The organism is Vibrio sp. D431a, assembly GCF_030248655.1.
GTDB classification, from domain to species: Bacteria; Pseudomonadota; Gammaproteobacteria; order Enterobacterales; family Vibrionaceae; genus Vibrio; species Vibrio alginolyticus.
In genome coordinates this window covers 39486-63002 of record NZ_JAHGAP010000002.1, presented here as the reverse complement: position 1 = coordinate 63002, position 23517 = coordinate 39486, and the positions used below count along the sequence as shown (strand labels likewise).

At 45.5% G+C, this 23517-nt stretch carries 23 protein-coding genes; 10 read left to right on the top strand and 13 right to left on the bottom strand.

Features of this window, described 5'->3' with window-relative positions:
• Positions 1-93 precede the first annotated feature (93 nt).
• Both KJB35_RS02570 and KJB35_RS02565 read left to right on the top strand, forming a co-directional pair.
• Complete coding sequence (locus tag KJB35_RS02570) at positions 94-684, top strand: TetR/AcrR family transcriptional regulator (protein WP_005374416.1); 591 nt, start codon at positions 94-96, stop codon at positions 682-684.
• 128 nt (positions 685-812) lie between these two features.
• Positions 813-1670: an alpha/beta fold hydrolase gene (locus tag KJB35_RS02565; RefSeq protein WP_213885272.1), complete on the top strand. Its 858-nt coding sequence runs from the start codon at positions 813-815 to the stop codon at positions 1668-1670.
• A 168-nt stretch (positions 1671-1838) separates the two neighbouring features.
• Here the strand turns inward: KJB35_RS02565 and KJB35_RS02560 are convergent, their stop codons facing one another.
• Positions 1839-4385 carry a glycosyl hydrolase family 18 protein gene (locus KJB35_RS02560; RefSeq protein WP_213907513.1) on the bottom strand — a complete coding sequence of 849 codons (2547 nt, stop codon included), beginning with the start codon at positions 4383-4385 and terminating at the stop codon, positions 1839-1841.
• 369 nt (positions 4386-4754) lie between these two features.
• The gene (locus tag KJB35_RS02555; protein WP_206970541.1) at positions 4755-5258 is read right to left on the bottom strand and encodes a DUF2850 domain-containing protein; all 504 of its coding nucleotides are present in this window, start codon (positions 5256-5258) and stop codon (positions 4755-4757) included.
• Positions 5259-5586: 328 nt separating this feature from the next.
• Here KJB35_RS02555 and KJB35_RS02550 point away from each other — a divergent pair, with 328 nt between their 5' ends.
• Positions 5587-5871: a pyrimidine/purine nucleoside phosphorylase gene (locus KJB35_RS02550; protein ID WP_005383244.1), complete on the top strand. Its 285-nt coding sequence runs from the start codon at positions 5587-5589 to the stop codon at positions 5869-5871.
• Positions 5872-6003: 132 nt separating this feature from the next.
• A complete protein-coding gene (locus KJB35_RS02545; RefSeq protein WP_025768744.1) occupies positions 6004-6285 on the top strand; it encodes a hypothetical protein in 282 nt (93 codons plus the stop codon).
• A 3-nt stretch (positions 6286-6288) separates the two neighbouring features.
• Here KJB35_RS02545 and KJB35_RS02540 read toward each other — a convergent pair whose 3' ends face one another.
• Entirely contained in the window at positions 6289-7437 is a 1149-nt protein-coding gene (locus tag KJB35_RS02540; protein ID WP_053308037.1) for a GGDEF domain-containing protein, read from the bottom strand.
• A gap of 507 nt (positions 7438-7944) precedes the next feature.
• Between KJB35_RS02540 and KJB35_RS02535 the strand changes: the two genes are divergently transcribed.
• Positions 7945-9285 carry an MATE family efflux transporter gene (locus KJB35_RS02535; RefSeq protein WP_005374400.1) on the top strand — a complete coding sequence of 447 codons (1341 nt, stop codon included), beginning with the start codon at positions 7945-7947 and terminating at the stop codon, positions 9283-9285.
• Between the two features lie 97 nt (positions 9286-9382).
• Here KJB35_RS02535 and KJB35_RS02530 read toward each other — a convergent pair whose 3' ends face one another.
• From KJB35_RS02530 to KJB35_RS02520, 3 genes are all read right to left on the bottom strand, one after another.
• The gene (locus KJB35_RS02530; RefSeq protein ID WP_213907512.1) at positions 9383-11062 is read right to left on the bottom strand and encodes a pseudouridine synthase; all 1680 of its coding nucleotides are present in this window, start codon (positions 11060-11062) and stop codon (positions 9383-9385) included.
• Positions 11063-11179: 117 nt separating this feature from the next.
• Positions 11180-11800 (bottom strand): DsbA family protein, encoded by a 621-nt coding sequence (locus KJB35_RS02525; RefSeq protein ID WP_017633828.1) that lies wholly within the window; start codon positions 11798-11800, stop codon positions 11180-11182.
• Entirely contained in the window at positions 11794-12651 is an 858-nt protein-coding gene (locus KJB35_RS02520; RefSeq protein ID WP_169628496.1) for an MBL fold metallo-hydrolase, read from the bottom strand. The genes KJB35_RS02525 and KJB35_RS02520 overlap by 7 nt, the downstream gene beginning before the upstream one ends.
• 126 nt (positions 12652-12777) lie before the next feature.
• Here KJB35_RS02520 and KJB35_RS02515 point away from each other — a divergent pair, with 126 nt between their 5' ends.
• Together KJB35_RS02515 and KJB35_RS02510 are read left to right on the top strand one after the other, a co-directional pair.
• Positions 12778-13665, top strand: a complete 888-nt coding sequence (locus KJB35_RS02515; protein WP_213907511.1) for a LysR family transcriptional regulator — start codon at positions 12778-12780, stop codon at positions 13663-13665.
• A gap of 94 nt (positions 13666-13759) precedes the next feature.
• Positions 13760-14563 carry an HAD family hydrolase gene (locus KJB35_RS02510; RefSeq protein WP_213907510.1) on the top strand — a complete coding sequence of 268 codons (804 nt, stop codon included), beginning with the start codon at positions 13760-13762 and terminating at the stop codon, positions 14561-14563.
• A gap of 95 nt (positions 14564-14658) precedes the next feature.
• Here KJB35_RS02510 and KJB35_RS02505 read toward each other — a convergent pair whose 3' ends face one another.
• The 5 genes from KJB35_RS02505 to KJB35_RS02485 all read right to left on the bottom strand — a co-directional run bounded on the left by KJB35_RS02505 (position 14659) and on the right by KJB35_RS02485 (position 19126).
• The gene (locus KJB35_RS02505; RefSeq protein WP_044129611.1) at positions 14659-15063 is read right to left on the bottom strand and encodes a hypothetical protein; all 405 of its coding nucleotides are present in this window, start codon (positions 15061-15063) and stop codon (positions 14659-14661) included.
• Positions 15064-15072: 9 nt separating this feature from the next.
• Positions 15073-16170 carry a GGDEF domain-containing protein gene (locus KJB35_RS02500; protein ID WP_053303994.1) on the bottom strand — a complete coding sequence of 366 codons (1098 nt, stop codon included), beginning with the start codon at positions 16168-16170 and terminating at the stop codon, positions 15073-15075.
• 5 nt (positions 16171-16175) lie between these two features.
• Positions 16176-16631, bottom strand: coding sequence for an oxidoreductase (locus tag KJB35_RS02495; protein ID WP_158173505.1), 456 nt, complete (start codon positions 16629-16631; stop codon positions 16176-16178).
• A 444-nt stretch (positions 16632-17075) separates the two neighbouring features.
• Positions 17076-17915 (bottom strand): S-formylglutathione hydrolase, encoded by an 840-nt coding sequence (gene fghA, locus KJB35_RS02490; RefSeq protein ID WP_005374382.1) that lies wholly within the window; start codon positions 17913-17915, stop codon positions 17076-17078.
• A 62-nt stretch (positions 17916-17977) separates the two neighbouring features.
• Positions 17978-19126, bottom strand: coding sequence for an S-(hydroxymethyl)glutathione dehydrogenase/class III alcohol dehydrogenase (locus KJB35_RS02485; RefSeq protein WP_017821027.1), 1149 nt, complete (start codon positions 19124-19126; stop codon positions 17978-17980).
• Positions 19127-19419: 293 nt separating this feature from the next.
• On the opposite strand from KJB35_RS02485, the gene KJB35_RS02480 reads away from it, so the two are divergent.
• Complete coding sequence (locus tag KJB35_RS02480) at positions 19420-20226, top strand: arylamine N-acetyltransferase (RefSeq protein ID WP_053308041.1); 807 nt, start codon at positions 19420-19422, stop codon at positions 20224-20226.
• Between the two features lie 80 nt (positions 20227-20306).
• Positions 20307-21179 carry a LysR family transcriptional regulator gene (locus KJB35_RS02475; protein ID WP_017633836.1) on the top strand — a complete coding sequence of 291 codons (873 nt, stop codon included), beginning with the start codon at positions 20307-20309 and terminating at the stop codon, positions 21177-21179.
• A gap of 99 nt (positions 21180-21278) precedes the next feature.
• Here KJB35_RS02475 and KJB35_RS02470 read toward each other — a convergent pair whose 3' ends face one another.
• Together KJB35_RS02470 and KJB35_RS02465 are read right to left on the bottom strand one after the other, a co-directional pair.
• A complete protein-coding gene (locus KJB35_RS02470) occupies positions 21279-22052 on the bottom strand; it encodes a siderophore-interacting protein (protein ID WP_158173327.1) in 774 nt (257 codons plus the stop codon).
• Positions 22053-22229: 177 nt separating this feature from the next.
• Positions 22230-22814 carry a LysE family translocator gene (locus tag KJB35_RS02465; protein WP_053303997.1) on the bottom strand — a complete coding sequence of 195 codons (585 nt, stop codon included), beginning with the start codon at positions 22812-22814 and terminating at the stop codon, positions 22230-22232.
• 114 nt (positions 22815-22928) lie between these two features.
• Between KJB35_RS02465 and KJB35_RS02460 the strand changes: the two genes are divergently transcribed.
• Complete coding sequence (locus KJB35_RS02460) at positions 22929-23369, top strand: Lrp/AsnC family transcriptional regulator (protein WP_031780811.1); 441 nt, start codon at positions 22929-22931, stop codon at positions 23367-23369.
• Positions 23370-23517: the final 148 nt, after the last annotated feature.

Genomic DNA, 23517 nt, shown 5'->3' with positions numbered 1-23517 from the left:
TACCTGATTCGTGAGTCGAAAATAGCACTGAATAATGGTTAGACCAGTTAACTCGAGATTGCAAAAAAGAACGATCGTGCTAAAAATAAGACTATGCAAAAAGGAAAAGTGACAAAAGAGTTTATTCTGCAGCGGGCTTTTGAGATCGCCAGCGAAGACGGATTAGAAAGTCTTACGATTGGAGAGTTAGCCAAGCAATGCGGTATGTCGAAAAGTGGTCTGTTTGCCCACTTTAATTCGAAGTTGAATTTACAGCTATCGGTGCTTGATCACGCCAATAAAGTGTTCGCTGATCGGGTTATTGAGCCTGCTCGAGAACTCGGGGATGGCAATATCGAGCGTAAAATTCGAGGGTTGCTCGACTCTTGGATGACTTGGAATCACGCATTCCAAGGAAGTTGTATGTTTCTTGACGCTTGGAATGATACGGCAGATAAAGATTGCCCGCTTCAGGCCGGACTGCGTAAATCCATAGACACTTGGCTGAGTTATTTGGAGATCCAAATAGCGAAAGGCAAAGAGAAGCAAGAATTTGCAGCAGACTTAGATACACGCCAAGCAACGTTTGATTTGTACGGTCTCTATTTGAGTGCGCATGTTTTTTACTCAATTAAAGGTGAGCAAGAAAGCTTGCGTCTGTTTTGGCAAGGGATCGACAACTTATTTTCTCGCTGGAAAGGCTAATATCGGTTATTCGCTTCCCAGATTCGTAGACATAAAATCACAAAGAGCGGCTGAGTTCGCTCTTTCTTATCAGCGTAAAAAGCACGACCGTTCTATTTTGTGCAAAGCTGATAGTTAAGGACATGATTATGAGTGAAAAAATTTACTTTAATACATCGCAACGTTTCAGTATTAAGCGCAGTTTGGTGAACATTAGTACTCGGTTACACCATACACTGGCCCCGTCACATGCAAAGAAGACCGCGCGCAAGCTTCTTCTGACACCTGCTCGTACGCAACCTAAAAATATTGAACCTCAAGGGCTTATCAAAGGTGAAATTAAAGGGCATGCAGGCATCATCAAAACCTATACTTTGGGATCTGGACCTATTTGGGTGCTAACTCATGGTTGGTCTGGAACGGCAAGTCAGTTTTATCCACTGATGGAACATATTGCGTCGAAAGGGTTTACTGCTTTGGCGTACGATCATCCGGCACATGGTGAGAGTGAGGGGCAGTATGGGCACATTCCGGGGTTTGTCAGAGGATTAGAAGATGTGTTGGATACGGTCGAGGATATTGTTGGCCTAGTTGGACACAGCATGGGCACCGTTTCTGCTCTTGAGTGTAGGCACAGTAAGTTAGAAAACAAGCCTTTGCTGCTTATCGCTCCGGTATTAAATTACGTAGAGAACTTATTCGGTAGCATTGCACGTTCCGGTTACTCGATGAAGCTTTTTAATGCTGTGGTTTCAGAAGTTGAAGACCAATTTGGTTATCCGTTACAGTCCATTGATCCGATGAAGCGTTTGTCTGAGCGTCCGTCTCACACCATTATTATTCATGATGAGCAAGACAAGTTCACCAAATACAGTGTCTCGGCAAAAGCGGCTGAAGAGATTAAAAACGTTGAGTTAGTGACAACACAAGGTCAGGGGCATGGTCGAGTGATGAAGTGTGAGCAAGTCTTCAGTAGTTTTGACCGTTTGCTCGATAGTGCTTGGTAACCCTTACTTTTACTGATTGATTCGCTCCGTTTTGCGCTAATTCGATTTGAAAGTAACACCTCAGATTTTTTCGTCTCTGGTGTTGCTCTCCTCGTTAAGAGGTTAAATCCAAAAAGGACAGCCGAAGCTGTCCTTTGTTTATTTAGCAGAAAGTCTGCAAGGCTGAAGTTAGTTACAGTTAGCTACGCCAACTTCTTTCCAAACGCCCCATTCGCCAGATTGGCTAGGATCGTCACCCTGAGTCCACCATTTCGCTTCCCACGTTTTACCTGCGTGAGTCACTTGGTTACCACCTGTGTACACTGCGCTCGCATCCCATGCGTTGTCACAAGTACCAGGGTTCGGATCGGTTGTGTGCTGTGCAACAACCACTGTCGCGCTTGCCGATGAAGACGCTTTACCGTCGCTCACACTTACAGTGAAGCTTAAGCTTGTGTCTTGCGGGTATTCCGCAGCAGTGAACGTGACTTTAGAGCCTTCAACCGTTGCATTCAGACCTTGAGGTAGAGTCCAGTTGAATGTCAGGGTATCGTTGTCAGCATCGCTAGACGCAGCTGCATCTACAACCACAACGTCACCAGCGTTTGCTGTCGCTGGAGCAACAACTTGCGCTACTGGTGCGCTGTTCACTGGGTCAACAACACCTGCTGGTTTCACTGTTACTACAACGAGGTCAGATGCCGTTGCACCCTCGTTATCAGTCACCGTCAGCTTGAAAGTTAATTGTTCTTCAACACTAACTTCTGCTGCATCAAAGCTTGCTTTCGCTGTGTTTGCACCTGTTAGTACCACTGCTGTGCCAGATACTTGTTCCCAAGCGTAGCTTGCGATGGTGCCGTCAGAGTCTTTTGACAGGCTGCCATCTAGAACCACATTTGCAGGACCTGTTACCGATTGATCTGCGCCAGCGGCTGCGGTTGGTTTACGGTTTGGTTGAGGAACCACACCACCAGCCATACCTTCGTGCATCGCGTTTAGAATGTCACCGTTATCCGCGTCAATTTCCCAAGAGAATAGACCAGCAAGACCAAGAGACTTCGCGTAGCTACCTTTTGCTAGCACTGAACGGTGGTCATCAAATGTGATCAACTCGCCCGTAGTACGGTTCCATACCCATGGTGCTTCTGCTTGTGCATCGTAGCCGTACTCGAAGCCGTTAATACCAGTGTTGTTTGCACCTAGCATGAATGACTTAATGCCTTTGTAGTCAATTACGCCATCTTCCCAAACACCTTGCGCTGTGCTGCCCTTCAGTTTACCTGTAGCAGTACCTGTCATTGGGTCGTTTGGATCGGTTAGCGTATCTGGAGTTACGCCTTCCCAGCCACGACCGTACATTGCTGTACCAAGTACTAGCTTGTTCGCAGGAACGCCTTGAGCAAGAAGAAGTTGGATGCCGTTATCTGCTGTGTAAGCAGGACCTTTGTACGGTTCGCCGTTCTCATCAACGCCACTACCGTCACACTGACCAGGACGCATGAATGAACCACAGTAAAGCGCAGTCTGGTGACCAGGAACGTTGTTCCAACCGCCGTAGAAGTCGTAAGTCATTGCGAAGATGTAATCCATGTACTGAACCGCATCTGCGTAGTCTACGTCTTCAATCTTGTCGTAACCGACACCGATAGCGGACGTTAGCTCGTAAGTACGGCCTGTCTCAGCTTCTAATTCATCAAGCATTACGCGCAGTTCACGCATCAGTGCGATGTATGCTGGGCCATCGTTTACAGGGTCGCCCTTATCGGCTGCTGCACCGCCGCCGCCAGGGAATTCCCAGTCGATATCAACACCGTCGTAGAATTTCCAAGTTTTCAGGAACTTCTTAACTGATGCGACGAATGTGTCTCGGTTTTTCTTGTCCACGAAATCGAAGAATGGGTCAGACAGTGTCCAACCACCGATCGATGGGATGATTTTTAGATCAGGGTTACGTTGTTTCAATGCCATTAGCATTGCGTAGTTACCCTTGATAGGCGTGCTGTATTCATGACCAGCTTGTGGGAAGCTCTTCTGATAAGCAGCCCAAGGGTCATGGATAACGACTTCATAATCAGGCACACCTGTACAAGCAGTTTGTAGCGCGTTGAAACTGTTGCCGCCAACAGACTTCACAGACTCATTTGGGCCACAAATTGGGATAAAACCGTAAAGGATGTGAGTCAAGTTGTCGACCGGCATATTATCGACTGTGTAGTCACGGCCATAGATGCCCCATTCAACAAAATACGTACCCATCACGACGCTTGGATCGGTATTGTAGGTTTTGTTGTTTGGATCAACATTCATCGTTAGTGGCTTCAGGTGAGAACCATCGGTATCTGCAATCGTGATTTCAGCTGGTGCGCTTTTCGCACAACCTGTCGCATCACATGCTTCGATTTCCATTTGGTATAAGCCACCTTGGCCGTATTCAAACGAAGCTGTCGTTTGGCTACCAGTGATAGGGCCGCTTGCTACTTTTACACCATCAAAATAGACGTTGTAAGTGTCACCAGGTGTGCCACTCCACTGGTTAAATTTAACAGTGATCTTCGCTTGCTCATGGTATTTCACCATGTCGTAGTAGCCTGACGTGGTTTCCATCGCGAGTTCAATTTTAGAAAACTGAAGGTTGTTGGAACCGTACATATCGATACTTGGTGCGGTTGGAGCCGCAACTGCAGCACCTGATAGCGCTAAAGCAACTCCAGCTGCACATAGGTTAAATCGAATCATAACTTCTCTCTCAATCCTTGGATTCATGTTCTACCTAGAACATAGGCTGCTCTTGCACCAGATAAGATGATTGGATTTACTCCACGTGCAAAAGCATCACACTCAGCATTTCAGAGAGTTTTTTTTCGTCAAAAAAAATTAAGACGGTTTTCGAGGCACTTGAGAGAACTTAACTAAAACTCGCACTCTGTTACACAGAAAGTGTCAGACTGAGTCAATAATTTATAAAATCTCAGCAGAAACTAAAATTATTGTTTACTCAGTAACGAGTTAGTTAAATGCGATGAAGACCTTATTTTGTTGTTTATTAAGGTTTTGTTTCATTGATATAGAAAGAGAATTGAAAGGAAAAATAGCCGTGAAAACGTATTAGTCACGGCTGAAGTGTTCACTCAACGCGGCACGACGTTTAGAGGCTGCGCCGGTTTCTGAGCCCTGAACGGTATGCTCAAATCCTTTACGAATGAATCGCTGATCTGGAATAAGAGGCTCAATACGGCGTATTTGAGGTGAAAGATGAGAGCCCGAGATCTGATACGCGGTCTTTCCTAATCCGGTATTCAACGTGATGACCTTGCCATCGAATTCAAATTCCGTCGTAATAAGTCGATGGTTTCGGTATACCCCATCTTCAGTGAAAACGAGACGTTCTGTTTGGTAGGGTGGCGCGCCAATCTCAATCCATTCGCCGTACACCTTTTCCGGATCAATGTGGTCTTGATAGGAGAGGTGGATTTGATAGCCAAAAAACGTCAACAGACCCATCCCGAAGCAGACAAATGTACTCTTGAGGATTTTGGATTGGTGGCGAGCCAAAAATGAAAGTTTTGGTTCTTGTCGTGCTTTTCGCCTTCGGCGGGTTGAGTACGTCATAGATCTAATTTTCTCCACTTTTTTAACATGGTGGAAAGCTTCCTTTTTAAAAACAAACAATCCCGCCATTGAGACGACGAAACTATGATCTAATGTCCACTTTTACATTCAGATACACATCTTATTGATGGTTTTGTTGTTTGCTCACATTCATTACTTCGCAGTTTTTCTTGCTCGGTTTAGGTCGCCTGATTAATCCTCGTGAAAAGAGGTTCTCGCTCAGTAGCAAAGGATGTGCGTTATTACGTTGAGTTTAATGGCTTTCAAAGCTTGAGTAACGGAAAGAAACAAGGTAAAAAAGAGCGGACTTTTGATAAGGAAACCAATAATGAATATTAAGGAAAATAGCTATTTTGCTGGTAGTGTAAAATCACTAGGCTTTAACCAGAAAGATCAGGATGTTAGCGTTGGTGTGATGCTTCCTGGTGAGTACACGTTTGGTACTCAAGCACCAGAGCGTATGACGGTTGTAAAAGGTGCGCTTGTGGTCAAGCGTGTTGGCGAGAGCGATTGGACGACTTATCAAAGTGGTGAGTTTTTTGAAGTGGAAGGTAATTCTTCATTTGAGCTTCAAGTGAAAGAAGCGACTGCGTATTTATGTGAGTACTTCTAGCGTTCATTTGTTGCTCGTCATAAAACCACCTTCGGGTGGTTTTTTCGTCTATGTGCTTCACTTATAACGCATCTTTTTGGTTATTTGGGTATATACTTAATAAAAATGTACCCATCGACCAGGGAGGAAGTGATGGCAGTACAACGCAAGCATTCTGATCTCCCTCCTCGTTACGAGGACAAAGATCTCACCAATGAGCAAAGACAGCGCTTTACCGAAGTTGCCAATGCCGCTCATAAGAGACGTGAATTTTATCGACGTGCTCTAGGAAAGAGCTTAATGGGCAAAATGAAGGGCCGTGCGTTTAAAGATTACCCCACTCGTCAGCAAGACAAGCCGAACAGAACGTTGCAAGTAGTGTGGTTAATCGTATTCCTCGTTGTGGGGCTTTGGGTGATGCATGTGTTCGCTTAGTCATTAGCAAGCTTCTGGTACAGCTGGTGCATCAGATGTTGACTGTTCTTCCGTATTGCAGTGCTCATAAAAGGCGTACTGGTTTTTACCAGTATGTTTAGCTGCGTACATTGCTTTATCTGCACATCGAGTCAATTCAGACAAATCCTTTGCATCTTGCTTATAGATAGCAGCACCTACACTCATCGTTAACTCGTTAATCATATCGTAGCTTCGGTAACCTGTCGGAAACAGATTTACGATCCGTTTTAGGATGCTGTCGAGGTCATCTTTACTTTTTACATCGTAAAGCATGATTACAAACTCGTCGCCCGCAAATCGAGCGATGGAGTAGTCGTGTTTATCTGTTTTTCTGTCTTTGTTGCGAATGTTATTTTTTAATCGAGTTGCGAAGGCTTGAAGTACTTGGTCACCAATATCGTGCCCGTAGGTGTCGTTGATGTGCTTGAAGTTATCGATATCGAGAAAAACCAATGCGGTGATGCTGTCATCAGATGAGTGCTTGATTTCATCGAGCTTTGCGCGCGCCCAAGTCTCAAAGCTCCAGCGATTGGCAAGCCCAGTGAGCTGGTCAAAATATGCTAACTCCTCAATCCCCTCACGATACAGTGTTTGAATGTAATTGAGGACTTTCGTGTAGTAATACGAGAACGTGTGACACACAAACGCGGTCGCTATCAGGGTCAGCATCAATCTCCGCTCTATGATTTCTGTGGCTGCTGGCAGTCGATCTAAAAAAGCGACCCCAAAAAAGATCAGTAAAATGTAGGTACCACTGAACAACAGACCGACCTTAAACTCATTAATTAATACCAGAGTGGCGACAATAGGATATAGCCATAACATTTTGCCTGACGGAGCGTCGTTATACAGAAGTAACAATAACCCTTCGAACATTAAGACAGCACTTAGCCATAAGTCGGCGTATTGATGGTGCCGCTGGACTTTTATTACATAACTGATTGCTAAGCATGCCAAGGCACACAAAGCATGGAAAAAGCTTAAACCCCAGTTATTCTCAAGTGATTGAGCAATGGAACCATAAGTTAAACAGGCAGCGGCGATACTGGAGCATAAAAAGACAATTTTCTTTTTTCTTGTTGAACGGATGTCCGCCATTTCTTCTAAGCGCGCCCCAGCCAATGTCGACATTATGTATCCTTGCTTAATTAACGTGTACGCTTATTCTAGGCGGTATTTTCGCGATAAATAGAACAACAAAGTTTCCAAATGTGATATCAGTCATTTTTAGTGCAAAGCCATCAGTGTGATTTGGTGCGAGTGTTCAAAGAGGAATGGTGGCGCATGCAGGTTTTCATGACGGTTCTTCATGGCTCTATATGGTTGGACTGATAAATCAAAGTAATGTATCTAGTTAGACACATTTCTATTGATTATCCTGATTCTGTTCGGTGCTCGTTGATTGAGAGTATTGTTCACCAATCTCTGCTCTACGTATCGTCAAGGCATATGTCGTTTCGAAAATGCATTAGAAATATTTTTCCGAAACAGGGCGAAATATTGTTGTCGTTATGACCAATATGCGACTAGAATCCGCGCTAAATCACAACCTCATATCGAGCTTCGTTCGAGTCACTATTTTTAAACTGCTTCACAAATATTGTGAGGCAGTTTTTAGTTGTAGGAAAGGTTACAAGCATGCCTAAAAGCCAAAACATCAACCAACGAATGTCCATCGTGGCATTAGCTTGGCCAATTCTTGTCGAAATTTTGCTACGGACGGCTTTAGGAACCAGTGACGTGTTCATGCTGAGTGGCTACTCAGACAAAGCCGTATCCGCTGTTGGTGTGATCACGCAGATTACCTTCTTTTTAATCATCGTTTCGACGTTTGTCAGTAGCGGTACGGGGATTTTGATTGCCCAATACAATGGCGCTGGACGCGAGCAAGAGTCAGTGAGCGTTGGTGTTGCGAGTATTGCGTTGTCTGTGCTCGTCGGTGTGCTATTGAGTGTGATTGCCGTGCTTGGTGCGATGTATCTACTCCCGTATTACGGCTTGGAAGCGCAAGTCGAGCAGTACGCTCATGAATATCTGCTGATAAGCGGTGCGATGACGTTTAACGTTACGATTGGCGTTGTTTTTACAACTATTCTGCGTAGTCATGGTTATTCACGTTCCCCAATGGTGGTGAATTTGATCTCGGGTGTGTTCAACATCATTGGTAACTATATTGCGCTTTACCAGCCATTCGGTTTACCTGTGTATGGTGTGCAAGGTGTAGCAATAGCAACCGTCGTCAGCCAAGTCATCGGTACGTTAATGTTATGGTTTATTCTCGCTCGCAGTAGCATTGAACTACCAATGTCGACTATGAAACAAGTACCGGCAGAGATTTACAAAAAGATCTTAAAAATCGGCGGTATGAACGCGGGTGAAGTGCTGTCTTACAACGTGGCGCAAATCTGCATTGTGTACTTTGTGGTGCAAATGGGGACGGCATCGTTGGCGGCTTTCACTTATGCACAAAACATTGCCCGTTTCTCGTTTGCTTTCGCGTTGGCAATTGGTCAGGCAGCGCAAATTCAGACTGGTTACTACATCGGTAAAGGTTGGGTGAGCAGCATTTTAAAACGCGTACAAATCTACTTCTTAGTGGGATTTGTGGCATCAACGGCGGCAACCACACTGATTTACCTGTTTAGAGAAGAGATTCTGCGCGTATTTACCGATCAACCAGAGATACTCGCATTGGCAGGTTCGTTAGTCATGGGCTCAATTTTGCTCGAGGCCGGACGTGTGTTTAACCTGATCTTTATCGCGGGGCTCAAAGGCGCGGGTGACATCAAGTTCCCAGTGCAAATGGGGATTTTGAGTATGTGGGGACTAGGCGTGCTTTTCTCTTACATCTTTGGCATCCACTTGGGTTATGGCGTTTTAGGGGCTTGGATGGCAATCGCACTCGATGAATGGGTGCGTGGTATCATCATGGCAAGGCGTTGGCGTTCTCAGGTGTGGACCAAGTTTAAGGTGAGCTAACGGTTTTCGGTATCGCGCATCACGCTTATTCTGTTGTTAGAAACCAAAAAAGGCACTGATAGTCAGTGCCTTTTTGTTATTTAAAATCTGGAAGACGTTAGAATTCGCACTCAGCTTTGAACACCATACGCTCTTTGCTGTATGGATGATCCAGCTCTAGCATCTCAGCATGCAGGTGTAAGCGATTCGCTTTTTCGCCGTATAAACCATCACCAACCATTGGCATGTTTAACCCCATGTGATGAGCACTGTGTACACGTAGTTGGTGAGTTCGCCCGGTTTTCGGATACATGTATACCTTGCTGCGTCCATCTTTGACTTCAATCAGTTGCCAGTAGGTTTCCGCATGTTTCCCGTGTTCAAAACACACCAGTTGACGTGGGCGGTCGTCGGGGTCACCACGCATTGGCAGTGAAATTTCCCCTTCCGGCTCGTTTAATACGCCTTCGAGCAGTGCCATATAACGTTTTTGTACGCCGCGAGCCATAAACTGTTTTTGCAGACCCTTGTTCGCGCGCTTGGTTAAGGCAAACACCAAAATGCCAGAGGTCGCCATGTCGAGACGATGAATCACAAACGGCCCTTCCACATCAGGGTACATCGCTTGTAGGCGCGTATAAGCAGAGTCCTTGATAGTTTTACCAGGCACTGAAAGTAAGCCCGAGGGCTTGTTGACGACGACCATAGCGTCGTCTTGGTAGATTATCTCTAGTTCTTTGTCTTCTGCCCAATTCTCCGCCAATGGATTAGGTTCGACATCCAGCCCTTGCATCATATGGCCCAAAATCGGCTGACATTTGCTGTTGCACGATGGGTAGAATTTTTTGTGTTGGCGAACTTCAGACTTTGGCGACACACCCCACCAAAATTCTGCCAGCGCCAGCGGTTTGAATTCGTGTTTAAACGCGTATTGAAGCAGTTTTGGCGCAGCACATTCCCCTGCACCTGCTGGTGGGACTGGGTTTGTGGTGTCCGCAAAAATGTCCACCAAGTCGCGTGCTTCGCCATGGTTGTTTAGAAAGCGGTATTGTTTATGCAGTTTGTGCTGCAAAGCGTTGGAGAGTGTCTTGCGCTGCTCTTTCAGATGAGCAAGTTGCTGCTCTAACTCGGCCAATCGCGCTTCTTTGATTGCAAGCTTTTCATCCCACGCTTGCTTTAAGTATTTGAGAACGTTTTTCTCGGCGACACTTTGTTTACCCAACTCATCCAACAAGATTTTGAGGTCATCGGCATTGAGCGTTTGCTCGCCCTGTTGGCGCTGTCGCTTGCGTGCTGCTCGGCCATCAATCATCACTTGGCGCTGTGTTTGCTCCTCTTGCTGATAAGCGGCTCGGTCGGCTTGGATTTGCGCTTTAAGATCCGCTAATTCCGGATTCGCGGCACAGGTTTTGTACTCCGCACTGGCGGCGTTGATGGCATCCGTTTCTGCGCGGAAGAAGCCTTCATCGGTCAGCATGTCGTACACAGGAGGGACAAATCCTGGAATCAAGTTTTGGTCAGCAATTTTGCCAGAAAACGCACTTAAAAAGCCGAGATCGCCTTGAGGGCTTTCTACTAGTAATACGCCAAACATTTTGCCTCGCCCCGTTTCTTCATTAACCAAACCAAAATCGTGTTCGAAGTCGGTTTGCGCTAATAAGTGCTGTTGCAATTGCTTTGCGGCCATAACGCAAAGAGGATGCGGCGTGTAGTAGAACGGAAACGTAAACTGCGTTGGCAATTCATAGCCAGAAATATCAGCAGTAAAACGAGTAAAACAATGTTCAGGCGAGTGCATGGTGGGTATCCGCGAGAGTAAAAAATCGAGCGAGGATTGTACCTGTTTGAGTCAGGATTGCCATGTCGGTGTTGGCACTCGCTCTTGGATTAAGAACAAGAGCGAGTGGGGAAGAGCTTATCGCAGTTTTTGTAATGCAAGCTTCCACTGTGCCGGTTTGTCGTAGTAGGCCGAGTGCGGCAAGGTCAAGTACTCGCCATTTACTTCTGCAATCAGGGTTGGATAACCACCAACGTGTAACTGTCGCATCAATTGTCGGCTAGAGCGAATTCTCTCATCTAGTTCGGCTTCGCTTAACGCCATGTTTTGCTCCCACGCATCACTTGCTAAACCTAGCGATTCTGCAATGGCTTTGAGCGTCGATGCTTCATTCACTTTTAACCCGAGCTGATAATGCGCAGATTGGATGGCCTTTAGCATGTGCCATGGATTCAGCCCCATTTTTTCCGCACTCAAGATCGCTTGTGTTGGTAGATAAGAATCAAGAACAAACGCATCTTCGCTTTTCACGCGTTGCAGATATGCTTCACCAAACGTCGCTCCGGTTTCGGTTGCAATACGAGCGTCACTGTTGATGATGTGCTGACGAAATTCAGGTTCAATCGCGCGTTTCTCAATCATACCGCCGGGATGAAGCTCTACCTTAAATTGAGAGGTGTCCATCAAGGCTTCGATGAGTGGTGATGCCCCGTAGCACCAACCACACATGGGATCGAAGAAGTAATGCACGGTTACCATGACATTTCACCAGTATGCACTTTCGCACCGATTTCTAGCGCGATTGGCAATTGAGCTTCTGGGTATTTCGCAGACATGGTGTCAATGAGTTGAACGCTGTTATTGCTGTGTTTTTTCGCTTGCTGAAAATCCTGCAAGTATTGTTGCGAGTAGCGAATGGTGTCTGCGTTCAGCTTTGTGCCTGCTTTCATGTGACCAGGAATGACCACTTGAGGTTTAAGCGCAAGCATCTCGCTAAGTTGCTGCTCCCAAGCATTGATGGCGGTCTGGTCAGCGGCATCTGCCATCCACAAATGTACGTTTGAGTACACGGCTACGTTACCTAGAATCGCTTTGTTATCTGGAATCCATAGGTAAGGGCGGTGTGCTGATGTGCCATGGTTACCACGAATTTCAATCTTATGACCTTCTAGCTCCAATGATGCTTTATCGTACGCGACAGGGATCACTGGTTTTACCGGTGCGTTTGCGCCAAGCTTTGGTCCCCAGTACGCCAGCTTTCCAGCCAATTTCTCTTTAATAATTTTTTGAACCGCAGGCGTTGTGATGATCTGCGCATCAGGGAACTGTTGGTGTAAGGCCTCTGCGCCAAAGTAGTAGTCTGGGTCCGCTTGGCTGATAAAAATGGTTTTAAGCGTTTTGCCTGAGTCCAGCACTTTAGCGGCAATGCGCATCGCGTCAGCTTTGGTGAAGCCAGTGTCGATAACCATGGCGTCAGTCTCACCGTATACCAAGGTTGAGTTTACGTGGAAGCTGTTACCGTCGGCGTTGTAAACCTCAAGAGTAAGGGGAGAGGCTAGGACAGGGCTTGCCATTAAAATGGATGCAGCAATCAAAGTTAATTTTTTCATAATAAGCTCCTAAAGAATTTGGGGCCAAGCGACCATGGCTTGGGAACGGGAGCTATATTAGGAAATTGATACGCTCGGAAAAATACACAATAATGTGCATCACTATTTCTTATTTCGATCAAATGTATGGATAGAGTAACGGCAGCAAAAGTGTTTGTGGATGTGGTGTATTCTGGCAGTTTTACCGCGACCGCAGAGCGGTTAGACATGTCTCGGCCAATGGTGACTCGTTATGTAGAGGCGATGGAGAACTGGCTGCAAACTCGTTTGTTACACCGCACCACGCGCAAGGTGTCCCTCACCACCGCAGGGGAGCGCAGCTTGCCTCAGATTGAGCGCTGGTTAAAACAGGCCGATACATTAACGTCGAACATTGCCGCTGATGGTGAGCTGTCCGGAAAAATCCGTCTTGCGTCTAGTACTTCATTTGGATTCTCACAGTTGATCCCCGTAGTAAACAGTTTTATGCAAAAGCACCCCAAAGTGCATATCGACATAGATCTGCAAGATTCAGTGAGTGATCTAACCGAACAACGTATCGATCTGGCGATCCGAATTGCGTCAGATCCCGATCCTTCTTTGATTGGTAAGCCGATTGTGGTGTGCGAATCGGTGTTGGTAGCATCACCGCAATATTTACAAACTCACCACGCGATCGCGCATCCGCGAGATTTATCTTCACACGACTGTTTGGGATACAAAAACTTTGAGCGTCACGTGTGGCATTTGTCTCAGGGCGACCAGTTCGAATCGGTGGGAATTGAGTGTCGCCTAACCAGCAATGAGGCCACGGCGTTATTGCATGGCGCTTTACAAGGCATGGGTATTTCGATGTTGCCAACTTACTTGAGCAATATCTATCTCAAATCGGGTCAGCTTGAGTCGGTGTTGCCGGATTGGAAGCCAAATGATCTCAACATTTACGCGCTGTATTCATCACGTAAACACTTGTCTCCTGCGGTGAGAGCTTTCATCGATCACAGTGAAGATTACTTTAAACAGCACCCTTGGTGAATGCGAAAAGCGTCGTCATCCCGACTTGAGATTCATACAAGATCCTGTACCTTACATGGATATATTTTCGCAGCATCATTTAGAGTTTTCGTTAATGTCACAAGTTCGCATCAAATTTATTGCTTCCGATATGGATGGCACATTGCTTGACCAATACGGTCGTTTGGATCCGGAGTTTTTCGATCTGTTTTTGCAACTGGAAGAGCAAGGTATTTTGTTTTCCGCTGCGTCTGGTCGTCAGTATTACAGTCTGCGAGACACGTTCGCGCCAATCAAAGACAGACTGTTGTATGTGGCTGAAAACGGCACCTTAGTGATGTACCAAGACAAAGAGCTCTACAGTTGTACCATTCCTAAAGCGGAAGTGTTGGAGATTGTGAAAGCGGCTCGTGAAATTGACGGGGCGAACATCGTATTGTGTGGCAAGCGCTCGGCGTACATCGAAACGCATGATCAGCAATCGCTGGAAGAATTTCAAAAGTACTACCACCGCTGTGAATATGTGCCGGATTTGCTTGAGGTCGAAGACGAGTTTATTAAGGTAGCAATTTGTCACTTTGACGGTTCGGAAGAGCTCCTGTTCCCGACCATGAACGCAAAGTTGGGCGCAACGCATAAAGTCGTGGTGAGTGCAAAAATCTGGCTGGATGTGATGAATGCCGAGGCCTCTAAAGGTGCGGCCATTCAGCATCTTCAAGAGACGATGAATTTTACTCCGGCAGAAACTATGACGTTTGGTGACTACCTCAATGACCTCGAAATGCTGCAAGTCAGTGAGCATTCGTACGCGGTTGCCAACGCGCACGAAGAGATTAAGAAAATTGCTCGTTATTCTGCGCCAAGCAACCAAGAGGCTGGGGTACTCAAAGTGATTAAAGAGAAAGTGTTAGCGAAGTAACGCTCATTTTTTCGATGTTATTTTCTTCTTCACGTAAAAAGCCCCGCATACACTGCGGGGCTTTGTTTTTTTGGGGGGGAGTAATGTTCCCGTTTTTAGCGTACGTACTTGGCGGTTGCGCTGACTAAAAAGTGTTGCAATTTCCCGTCTGATTTTGGCACCCACAAGTCGTTATGATAATGGTAAATACGGCCATTGACGGTCACAGACAAGGTATTATCACCCGTTTGCTCCATGCGAATAAACTGATCCGAAGTGACCAAAAACGGCTCTTGCTCTTCAATGCTCTGGCCCGTTGCCAATACGAAGTAGCCGAATCGGTTGCCAGCATCCGGATCGGTTGAGTAGATTCGATGCCCAACTAGGCTATAGTCGTCGTTGAGTGCCTGCTCAAGCGTTTTTTGCCCGATGGTTTCGTGCGATGGAATAAATACCCAAGCCAACACACCTGCCGCAATGACTGCCAGTAGAAGCAGTACTTGCATGAACTTTCTCATCATATATACCGTTTAACGTTGAAATTTCATTTTGTACATGCGCTTATCCGCTATGCTGATAAGAAAGTCAACATTGTCACTGTCTTTAGGGTATTGCGCTAAGCCCATGCTCGTTGAAAGTGTTGAGACTTTATCGGAGTTTAATATTTGTGCATCAAAGACGGTATTTATCTGCTCACGTACGTTCTCTTCATTGAGATGTTCACCTTCAAGTATAACCGCGAACTCATCTCCTCCCATGCGATAAACAGTAAAATCATTGAGTGTCATAGAATTAAGCCGCCTAGCGATTTCCCGCAGTACAGTGTCGCCAACTTGGTGTCCGTGTGTGTCGTTGACTTCTTTAAAACCATTTAAATCTAGAATCCAGAGAGAAAAGGGCCTTTTTTCTTGAGTAAATTTGTTTAGGGTAATGAATAGTGCATTGCGGTTCCCTAGGTTCGTCAAAGGGTCGCTTAGCGCCAATTTTCTATGAAAATGGGATTCACGATAAAAGAAATAAGTTAGAGAGATAATCGACAAAACGAACGTCGCAAACAGCATATATTGTGCTTGCATTAAGCGCTGGGTTTGACCTTTTTGTGCTTCATAAGCTTTACTACTTAGACGGAAGTTTTGATTAACGAAGTCTATTAAGCCTAAATATAGTGTTTGAGTTGAACGATAAAATGCAGCAGCAGCTTGGCTATCACCTGTTCTAGCTTCTACTAGTTGTTTTTCTAGCTCTTTGAACTCTTCAAAAAGGTTAATGAAGTAAAGGTGCATGTTGTTCCGAGAAAAGAACTTATTGGCTTTCGTGCTACTGGTCAATAAGTCAAAGCGACTCCACGCTAACTCGTATTGAAGCTCTGCACCGTCAATATTCAATACGTTTTCATCTAACCGTCTGGCCTCGCCGACAAGTTCTGATAGTTCTTTGGAGAGTTGGAATAAAAACCAAGTCGCTTGTTTTTGTTCGTTATTAAAATTTTGTGAGAGTGAACGTGTTTGCTGTAAAAGCACGACATTCGCGAGAAGCAAAGAAACGGCAAACACCACCAGCAGCATTTTGCTGGTGGTAGAATATTGCAATATTCTTTGTTTCTTAGAATAGGGTTCTGATAACTTCATTCTTATTATTTTTCTTTTATTTCATTTACTTGCCATACCATTTGCGCATGATATTTATTGTAGTTTAGCTCTGGATAGAGATTGAGTGGATATATCACCCAGAAAGGGCCTTTATTCCTGACTTTTATGTAATTCTGATCTTGTTGATAAGCCAGTATTGGTTGATATCGAAGAATATCTTGTCGGGACAATGTCGAGTGGTAGTCGTTTAAGCTGCTGATATCAACCTGCTCTGGTACCTTTCCGTAGACGTGTGTAAGAAGCGTGCTGAGTTTAACGCCTAAAAACTCTGACGAGGCAGGAAGCCAAGGCAATGTCATCGTGTAGCTAGTGGCAGGTAAAGCTTGGATCTCTTCCAGTTCCAGTATGACACTAGGCTGCTGGCTACTACTAAATACGATCGTATTTGCAGACAAGAATGGCGCAACAAAAAACAGACCTAGCGCGACTATCTTTTTCATCATATGCCCTTTTGAGTTTTATTCTTTTTTCTTAGCTAGGACAAAGGTGCTAGCGGTAATTTATTTATAATTATAGAGCCAACCGGATGAGATTTTATAATACGTTATGTTTCAAAAATAACTGTCGGTTTACGTCACGTCAAGGTTATTAAGTTGCTTCTTAATTAAAAGCTCAGAGTATTGGGATGATGGTAGAGTTTCGTAATGATTTCGCGGTATTTAATTGGTTTTTAGTGCAGCTTTGTTTCATTTTTAATAAAGATACTGTGTCGGAAATGAGAATTTAATAAGGCGAGAAATGGACGTCGAATTTGTTCTTAAGTTACATTATTTTACATATTTAAATCATCGATATTCAGATATGTATTTGTTAGTACGTAAAGAAAATAAAGTCACCTAGTTTTGGTGACTTTATTTTTTATTTCATGAGCTTACTTAAATTAACTATGCAAACAAATATTTTGCATGGAAGTTGAGGTGCTCTTCAATAAAGCTTGAGATGAAGTAATAGCTATGGTCATAGCCTGGTTGCATTCTCAAGGTTAGGTTTGAATCGTGTATTTTTGCCGCAGCAATCAGCGCTTCCGGTCTAAGCTGCTCATTTAAGAAACCATCAGCATCACCTTGATCAACCAAAATTGGTAATGGTGATTGTTGTTGTTTTAGAAGTTCACTTGCATCGTATTGCTTCCAGCTTTCAAGCTCCTTGCCTAAGTAAGCAGTAAAGGCTTTTTGTCCCCAAGGGCATTGCATTGGGTTACTGATTGGACTGAACGCTGAAATAGAACGGTACTGTTCTGAATTTTTCAGACCAATGGTGAGCGCTCCGTGGCCGCCCATGCTGTGACCCGAAATCGACTTCACGTCAGAGACAGGGAAGTTACTTTCGATGATCGCAGGTAACTCCTCGGTCACATAGTCGTACATGCAGTAATGCAGTGACCAAGGTGCTTGCGTCGCATTAAGGTAAAAGCCAGCTCCTTTTCCTAGGTCATAGCTTTCGTCGTCAGCGATACCTTCGCCTCTCGGACTTGTGTCTGGTGCAATGATCGCAATGCCAAGCTCGGCCGCCATACGAAATGCGCCCGCTTTCTGCATAAAGTTCTCATCGGTACACGTTAAACCAGAGAGCCAGTATAGCGCGGGTACGGGATTTGATTTCGTTGCGTTAGGTGGCAAGAATATCGCGAAGCGCATGGTGCAGTTTAGGGCATTGGATTCGTGTGTATATTGCTTGTGCCAACCGCCAAACACTTTGGCTTGGCTTACATTTTCAATGGTCATGAATAAACTCTCTAATTAGCAGAAGGAATTCAGGCTCCCCAAAAGGAGAGCCTGAGGCAGCATTATTGATCCATATGGATAACTGTTCGGATGCTCTTACCTTCATGCATCAGATCAAACGCTTTGTTGACGTCTGCTAATCCCATTGTGTGGGTAATGAACTCCTGTAAGCCGAATTCTCCAGCCATGTAACGGTTTACGATTTCTGGAAGCTCAGAGCGACCTTTAACGCCACCGAAAGCGCTGCCACGCCATACACGACCAGTTACCAGTTGGAATGGACGAGTTGAGATCTCTTGACCTGCACCAGCAACACCAATGATGACTGACTCACCCCAACCTTTGTGACAGCACTCAAGTGCTTGGCGCATCACGTTTACGTTACCGATACATTCGAATGAGTAGTCAACACCACCGTCTGTCATTTCAACAATCACTTCTTGAATTGGCTTGTCGAATTTTTGTGGGTTGATGCAATCAGTTGCACCAAGTTGTTTCGCTAGGTCGAATTTGCTTTCGTTGATGTCTACACCGATGATGCGGCTGGCACCAGCCATGCGAGCACCGATGATTGCAGAAAGACCGATACCGCCTAGACCAAAGATTGCCACGGTGTCGCCTTTTTCAACTTTAGCTGTGTTTAATACCGCACCCATACCAGTGGTTACGCCACAACCTAGAAGACAAACTTCTTCAAGTGGTGCTTCTTTGTTTACTTTCGCTAGTGAGATTTCTGGAAGAACCGTGTACTCAGAGAAAGTAGAACACCCCATGTAGTGGAAGATAGTTTCGCCGTTGATAGAGAATCGGCTTGTGCCATCTGGCATTAGGCCTTTACCTTGCGTTTCACGAACGGCCTGACATAGGTTCGTTTTGCCAGATTTACAGAACTTACACTCACCACATTCAGCAGTGTAAAGTGGGATAACGTGGTCGCCAACTTCAACGCTTGTTACGCCTTCGCCAACCATTTCAACGATACCGCCACCTTCGTGACCAAGGATTGAAGGGAAGATACCTTCTGGATCGTCACCTGATAGTGTGAATGCGTCAGTGTGACAAACACCAGTTGCTACGATGCGTACTAGCACTTCGCCGGCTTTTGGAAGTTGTACATCCACTTCTTCCATTTTAAGCGGCTCACCTGCAGCCCAAGCGACCATTGCTTTTGATTTTATGTGAGTTTGACCAGGTTTGATTTCAAGCGACATTGGATGTTTCCTTTATATTTTCAGTATATGGAGTGACGTAATAAGCGTAGTTAAGGTTTGCTTACCGCGCTTCGTCGTTTTGTTGGTGCTCATTTTAGGTGTTTCAGTAAAAATGATAATCCGTCCATTTTGAAAATGATTTTTACATATGCGTAATAATGATAAGGTGAGCGTGTAAAAAGAGTGCGATGCCTCCTTAAAGCGGAAGGGAAATGGAAAAGGTGATTGACCTGAAGTTAGATAGAGGGGCTAAAGTAGAAAACTGTCAAACCATCAGCTAAGTAAGAGTGATTATGAATAAGACGGATCTGAGTGCCTATTTAACCAAGCTAGGCTTGCCTAGTGAATTGCCCGCCGATTTGGAGTCATTGCACAGAGTTCACGTGGCGCAGCATCGTTGCCTGCCGTTTGAGAATTTTGACATCGCATTGCAGCGAGGCGTCTCTGTTGAGATTGAAGATATTATTCAAAAAACCGTGTACCACTCTCGCGGTGGTTACTGCTTTGAATTAAATGGTTTAATGCTTGATGTGCTCAACACTCTTGGGTTTGAAGCGCGAAGTTTGCTAGGGCGTGTACATGTGTCTGGTACACCAACAGGTCGTAGTCATCAAATCACGTTAGTGACGTTAGAGGAACAAACATGGATTGTCGATGTGGGTTTTGGCTCCAATACCCCTCGAGCGCCATTGCCATTTATCCTTGACCAAGTGATTCAGACGGATTTACAAACCTTCCGTTTTGTCAAAGATGCTCAGTTTGGTTATTTCCTCCAAGTGCTTTCAACCGATGGAACAGACGTGTGGAACAATCTATACAGCTTTGACCTAGAGTTCGTGTGTGCTGGTGACATTGCATGTAGCAACTTCTTTACCTCGACTTCGCCTAATTCACGTTTTACTAGCGCAAGAGTCGCTGCTAGAGCGACAGAAAGTGGGTTGGTGACGCTGCTTAACTACACACTCAGATGCACCAATCATGAAGCGCTAACAGAAATAGAGCTAGAGCCAGGTCAAACCTACCTGGATGCGTTGAAAGAATATTTTGGCATTGAGCTTGATGCGCAATACGACGATCTTCGTCCGTTACCTGACGCGTAAAGTTTTCCAGTTTTCAAAGCGTAGCGCGACGAGAACAATGTAATCACTATTTGTCTAGAAGAGGTCGACAGGAATACAGCATGGCGAATTGGGAAGGAGTCAGCGAGTTTGTTGCCGTAGCGGAAACTAACAGCTTTACAGCTGCCGCGGCTAAACTGAAAACGTCAGTGGCACAAATCAGTCGCCGCGTATCGGCACTTGAAGAGCGTCTTGCGGTTAAGTTACTGCATCGCACGACGCGAAAAGTTTCTCTGTCTGAAGCTGGACAGCTTTATTATCAGCAGTGCAAACACTTGGTCGAAGGGCTAGAACTAGCTGAGCTTGCTGTAACGCAAATGCAAACCGAACCGCGAGGTTTGCTGCGTGTGACAGCGCCTGTGACCTATGGGGAAATGAACCTCGCACCGCTCTTGCATCAGTTTTTGGAGAAGTACCCGCGTGTGGATCTCGATTTAGTTCTGACCAATCAAAAACTGGATTTGATAGAGCAAGGGGTAGACGTGGCGATTCGTCTTGGCCGCCTGCAAGATTCCAGCATGATCGCAAAGCGTCTTTCGTCGCGTCAAAATTACGTGTGTGCTAGCCCTATGTATTTGGAGCGATTTGGCGAGCCTCACACATTATCCGAACTGGCTCGACATCAGTGCCTAGTTGGTTCGGTCGATTATTGGCATTTTAAGGAAAATAAACGCGATAAGTCTTTGCGCGTATCGGGGAGAATTAAATGCAATAGTGGTTTTGCGCTAATGGGCGCCGCCAAACGTGGTTTGGGTTTAGTGCAGTTGCCGGACTATTACGTTCAAGAAGCTCTAGATAACGGTGAGCTAGTCGAGGTGCTGACCGATTACCGAGACGACCGTGAAGGCATTTGGGCACTGTATCCACAAAGCCGAAATTTATCGCCCAAAGTGAGGTTGTTGATCGACTTTTTAGCGCAGGAACTAGCGGATTAGAGTTTTCATGAACTTTAATACAACTGAAGTTGCTAAAACGCCCGGTGATGCCGGGCGTTTTTATTAGGATGAGAGCTGGAATCGAAAAGACATGAATCACTATTGGTTGGATTCCGCGTCTTCACGTTTAATCACTTTGTGTCCATCTTCAGACACGCCTTTTTTCCAATAGCTGCTGATGTAGATATTCTCGCGATCGACTTCTTTTTCGTTGCGGAAATATTGGCGCAGCGCGCGCATTGAATCGAACTCACACGCACACCATACCGAAGCGTTACCATCTAACCACTCGAGTTCGCGAACGCTATCAGCCAAGGCTTGCCCTTCGGTTAACCAAATCAACTCCACGCCTGCTGGCGCGTGTAGGGGTTGGATGTCGTTTGGAGACATCACGCTGATCACAGCGTAGCCTTTGGCCTCTTCTGGCAACGTGCGAATTTTCGCAGAAAGCGCTGGAAGTGCCGTCATATCGGCAGCCATGAAGAACCAATCCGCCTCAGTATTTAAGTTGGAAATGCTACCCGGCCCCACGATGTTGATCGTGTCGCCTTTTTGCGCGGCCATTGCCCAACGTGCGGCAAATCCGCATTGCAGATCTTGCGTTACGTGTCGGACGAAATCCACTTCGATTGAACTGGTTTCTGGATGAAAGCGTCGAATTGTATAGGTGCGCATGATTGGTCGGTCGTCTTCTGACAGGATGCTCAGATCCGCGCCGCCCATATCGTTAAACAGTAATTTGATGTAACTGCCTTCGCAGTCACGAGGAAAGTGGCTCAGCGCCTCACCTTGCAAGGTAATGCGCTGCATGTTTGGAGTGATGGTTTCTGTGTCTGTGACAACAAGCGTTTTAGGTTGAGGCTTCTTTTTCATTGTTACTTTACTCGATAATTATTCTCTTTCTCATTTAAAGATTATCAAGTTCCCTAACAAGAAGGTAGCGTCTTTAAACAAATTTACACTGTGAATTAACGCCAAAGCCTCAAGCAAAATGCAGTATCTGTCCTTTCCCAATTACGTAAAGTGAGTCGTTTTTAACCATAAATGGACTTATATCATTGGAATCGTAGACAAAAGCAACAGAGCGGCCATGCTGTAGTTGAACCCCTTAACGCGTTTATCGGTGGTCAACCAACGCTGCAATTGCATGCCTGCCGCCGTCCAAAATGTCACCGATGGCAAGTTGGCTAAACAGAAGATACCGGCGATAAAAGTCAGTTCGAGCCAAGAACCGCCACTGGTGTATACCGTAATGGCCGTCAACGCCATCGACCAACCTTTTGGGTTCACCCATTGGAATGCAACAGCCCCTAAAAAAGACATCGGGCGAAAATCGTGTTTTGCTTCGGTTTTGTCGCTGGTGGCGATTTTGTACGTCAAGTACAGCAAATAACTCAAGCTCAATACTTTTAAAATGGAGTGTGTAATTGGATATGCGTGGAACAGGCTCATCAAGCCAATGCCCACCAAAATTAGCATGGCACCAAAGCCAAAGGTAATGCCCAACATATGTGGGATAGTGCGTTTAAAGCCGACATTTGCCCCTGAGGTCATCAACATAATGTTATTGGGACCCGGCGTAAAAGTGGAGACAAAAGCGAACAACGCCAAAGCGCCCAGTTGATGATATTCCATAGATTGTTCCTTGAATCAGTTCTCGATAAGTTGAGAACAACTATAAGTAGAACTGAGGTCAATATTGTGCTTTTATTTGATGATTAGAAACTAAATAAGCAATGAAACATCATCATGGATAGATTTGACGAAAGAATATTGCAAGTGCTCAAACGAGACGGAAGAATCTCCAATGTGGAGCTGTCGGAACGCGTTGGTTTATCTCCGTCTGCAACCTTACGCCGAGTGCAAGATTTAGAGCGTAAAGGCGTGATCAAAGGCTACCGAGCAGTACTGGATAATCAGCAACTTGGCGTGGGTTTTGTCGCTTATGTGTCGATTGGTTTGGCCTCGCACTCTAAGCAGGCACAGCTGGGTTTCGAAGAGCATGTGCGTTTTGTAAACGAGGTGGTGGAATGTCACAACATTACGGGATCTAACGAATATCTCATACGCGTAGAGACGCAAAATCTCGCCGCTTATAAAGCGTTCCATGCTGATGTGTTGGGTGAGTGCGAACACGTCAAGTCGATCACAACCATGGTGGTGATGGACACACCAAAAGACGAGCGATAGCCAAACGAGAGTGACAGTTTTTGTGGCACATGAATTTGAAGTGACTCGAAAGAGTCAGTCGAGTATGAGAATGGTTCACAACAAATGCTGGAAAGCAGATGGCACTCTTACAATTTCCATATTTATTCTCACCTTCTAAATAATCCCA